Annotated in this window: 4 protein-coding genes; 3 read left to right on the top strand and 1 reads right to left on the bottom strand. The window is 66.3% G+C overall.

The features are described 5' to 3' along the window. Positions 1-900, bottom strand: a 900-nt coding sequence (locus VA603_RS09415) for a PAS domain-containing protein (RefSeq protein ID WP_323438642.1), incomplete at its 3' end; no start/stop codon positions are given. A gap of 139 nt (positions 901-1,039) precedes the next feature. On the opposite strand from VA603_RS09415, the gene VA603_RS09410 reads away from it, so the two are divergent. The 3 genes from VA603_RS09410 (at position 1,040) to VA603_RS09400 (ending at position 3,424) form a co-directional block, all read left to right on the top strand. Continuing rightward, positions 1,040-1,627 (top strand): hypothetical protein, encoded by a 588-nt coding sequence (locus VA603_RS09410; RefSeq protein WP_323438641.1) that lies wholly within the window; start codon positions 1,040-1,042, stop codon positions 1,625-1,627. Positions 1,628-1,743: 116 nt separating this feature from the next. After that, on the top strand, positions 1,744-2,364 hold the full coding sequence (locus VA603_RS09405) for a hypothetical protein (protein ID WP_323438640.1): 621 nt from the start codon (positions 1,744-1,746) through the stop codon (positions 2,362-2,364). A gap of 16 nt (positions 2,365-2,380) precedes the next feature. Next, on the top strand, positions 2,381-3,424 hold the full coding sequence (locus tag VA603_RS09400; RefSeq protein WP_323438639.1) for a hypothetical protein: 1,044 nt from the start codon (positions 2,381-2,383) through the stop codon (positions 3,422-3,424). The last annotated feature ends 26 nt before the right edge of the window (positions 3,425-3,450 follow it).

Raw genomic sequence — 3,450 nt, 5'->3', positions numbered from 1 at the left:
CCCCGGCGCGGCCTGCTTTACCTCACGCACGAATATCAGCAAGGTGCCCCGTTCCTGCGGTGACCAGCGGACCAGCCGATGCGCCGTCAGCACGCCACAAGGCAACCCACCGGCATCGGGCAGCACAAGTGACTCCACGTCGCCACCACGCAATTGGCTTGCCCCGCGCAGCGCACGCTGCAACAGGCCATGCAGGCCAGACCGCGCCCGCCCCTTGGCGACCAGCATGCCCGACTCGCGTCCCAGCATGCCGTTGGCCAACAGCGCTTCCGCGGCGGCATTGGCGCGTTGGATGCGCAGGCCGTCGTCGAGCACGAACATGGCCACCGGCGAACACTCCAACGCATGCTCCAGCGTGCTGACCTGCTGCTCCAAGCCACCCATCCGGCGGATCATGGCGTATGCATTGATCCAATGCGGCGTCAGCGCCCGCAGCAGGCCCAGCTCGGCCTCGCCGTAAACACGCTGGAGGTCGCCGTGGCAGATCGATAGCGTCACGGAGCTGGTCCCGTCGTACAACCCCACCGCCGCAACCTGCTGGACGATGCCCAAGCGGCGGTAATAGTTGTTGTAGAAGCCGCTGTTCAGGGCTTGCTTGCGGGCCAGGAAATCATCGGTGTCCAGCACCCGGCCAATCGCCAGCTGCGGCGTGACCCGTTGCATCCAGGGATCCTCGCGCAGGTCCAGCTCCGCCAGCAGCTCGCCCATCACGGCGTTGTCCACGCCATGGATGTGGTTCACGCTGGCGCGCCCGCCGGCGACATCGTGGATCAACACACCGCTGACATGGCTGTCAGTCAGCTCGGCCAGTCCCCGGTTGAACGCGCCGAGCGCCGAGAAATCCAGTACGGACGCATACAGCGGCTCCAGCAGCGCCGAAAGCTGGCGATCCCGCTCCATGCCCAACCCCCTGATGTCAAGCCCCAGCCGGGAGTGTTCAGGGTTTTTGCAGTGCGATCAACTGTCTCGGGCAAGTACCCGGACCCACGCAGTCAACGACGGGGCCTGGCGGTGCAACAGTGCAGGAACAGGGGGATGCATGAGGCGTGTCAGGACGATTTTCCAGATCCTGCTGGCGACGACGCCAGCGTGTTGCTGGGCTGCATCGAATGGTGCCGGCTGCGGTGCCACGGGAGCGGCGCTGGCCGACCAGCTGTGGGAGCACCGACTGGTGCGCCTGGAGGCCAACCGCGATGCCCAGCGCACCCTGGAGAAGCCAACGGCACTGAAGACCTACTTCCTCGACCGCATGTCCGCCGAGGTGAGCTATGGCGACGAAGGCAGCCTTACCGTCGGCGAGCGCCGGAACAGCTATACGTTCACACAGGGCGAGCGCAGCTCATCCTTCAGCATCAAGTACAGCCTTCCCTTCGGCGTGTTCGCGCGCACCACCGAGGATGCCCGTGCCGCCCGCAACCAAGCGGCGGACTTCGCCAACAAAGAGATGCGCGTCACCTTCAACGACCTCATCTACGACCTGCGCCTGGCGCTGGCGGAACGCGACCTGCTCGAGGAATCAACCGCCTCGGCGGCACAGCATGCCATCGCCACCCTCAAGGTCGAGAAGCTGGCAGACCGACTCCGCCATCTGACCGGAACCCCCTTCTCCTACGAGTGCATCCGATGAGCAGTTTCCATTCCTCGCGTTCCGGCACGGTTCGCCGCGTGCCTGTTCCCCCCCGATGGACGTCACCGGCTGCGACCCGGCCAGGGCCACGGCTGGCCCTGGCCTGCGGCGCGCTCATGCTGGCATGGCTGCCGGCCGGCGACGCGCAAGCGCAGGCCCAGCAGACGGCGGAAAGCGCACAGCAGTTCCTTTCACTGCTGCTGGCCAATCGCAACGTCAGCATCAACGCGTTCTTCCAGAACGTGGATATCCTGCAGACCACGCGGCACCTCGAGGACAAGAGCAAGTACGCGATCTCCATCGAGCAGATCGAGACCGTCACCGAGAACACGCTGAAGCTCAGCTATCGCCCCTCCATCACCGCCATGGCCGGGGATGCAGGTAATGCGTGCTCGACGGTCGTCTCGGAACTGGCATTCCAACCACAGGAACTGCAGCAGCTGACGACGGTCAGCCATCAGCCGGGTCAGTGGTTGAAGACCAAAGGCTGGTATCAGGAAGTGAAACGACAGGACCCGCGCGTGGTCCTGGCTCCCCCGCATCGGATCGACTGGGGCAAGGCGCAGATCGTGCGATGGCCCGATGGCTCGGGCATCGGCGCCAGCAATCCCCATCCCCGCTTCGGCTTGTTCAGCGTGGCATTCGCCACCGCCGATGCCGAGCTGCTTGATCGCATCGAGTACGCCATGAAGTTCCTGCAGATGAGCTGCGACCCCACCGCCGGCACCGGCTTCTGACCTCGGGGAATACGCCATGTCGCCAGCCGCCCGGATCCTGTTCTTCCTGCCCCTGCTCCTGCTGCCTGCCGTGGTACCCGCGCAGCAGGCGCCACGGCAACTGGATGCGGAAGACATGGCCAAGCTGCGCCGGAACGTCGAGGCCAGCAAGGTCCGGGCGGCCGAGGCACAGCGCCAGGCCGTCCTTGCCAGGCAGCAGGAGGAGCTTCGCCGGCGGGAAGAGGAACTGGCGAGCATCGAGGACGACGATTACGAGGAGGACGCCCCGGCACCGACCTCCGGCGGCGGCTTCGCCGGCCTCCTGGATACATTCACCAGTACCTTCAACAGCGAAATGGCCAAGAAGCAGCAGGCTGACGAGCAGCAGCGACGCTTCCTGGACACTGTCCGCCGGGAGGCCGAGGCCGTCGCCCGGCAACGTGAGCGCGAACTGGAACGCGAACGCCTGGCGCAGGAGCGGCAACGCCTGGAACGCCTGGCGCAACAGCAGCGCCAACAGGCCGCCGCCGCGCAGGCAGCGCAGCTCCCCAGGGCGCCGGCAGCAGGCACGACCCGCGGCAACACGACCAGCCCATCTCCCGCGCCGTCGCAGGCCGCCGCGGACCGCGATGAAGCACTACGCGCGAATGTGGCCGCCGAACGGCAACGCCAGCAGCTGGCGCGTGAGCAGCAAGCCGCCAATGCCGAGAAACAACGCGCCGCCCACGAGCAGGTCGGTGCCGAACACCGACGCGTGGAAGAACAACAACGCCAGGCCACGCAACAGCAGGTCGTCCGCCACGAACAGAACGTGCTCGGTTCCTTTCGCGGTGCAGCGATCACCTGCATCGGCGGTGGCAAGGACGTGCTTTACCTCAGGAGCTCCATGCCCCCCAGGACCGGCTGCAATGTCCGCTTCGAAGCCCGCTGCCCGGGCACCGCGACCGGCAACGGGGTCCATTTCAGCCAGGCAAACTACATTGGCGCCAGCTGTGGCATGGGGGACAACATCCGCATCGGCCCGATGAACTGCGCCGCGGAGCAGGTGCTGGTCCGCATGATCGAAGCCGATTGCGGGTAGCCGGCGCCAACCGGCGAAGACACTGC

The sequence above is a fragment of the Stenotrophomonas capsici genome, assembly GCF_034961085.1.
GTDB classification, from domain to species: Bacteria; Pseudomonadota; Gammaproteobacteria; order Xanthomonadales; family Xanthomonadaceae; genus Stenotrophomonas; species Stenotrophomonas capsici.
The sequence above is the reverse complement of the archived record's forward strand: the minus strand, read 5'-3'. Positions and strand labels throughout refer to the sequence as shown.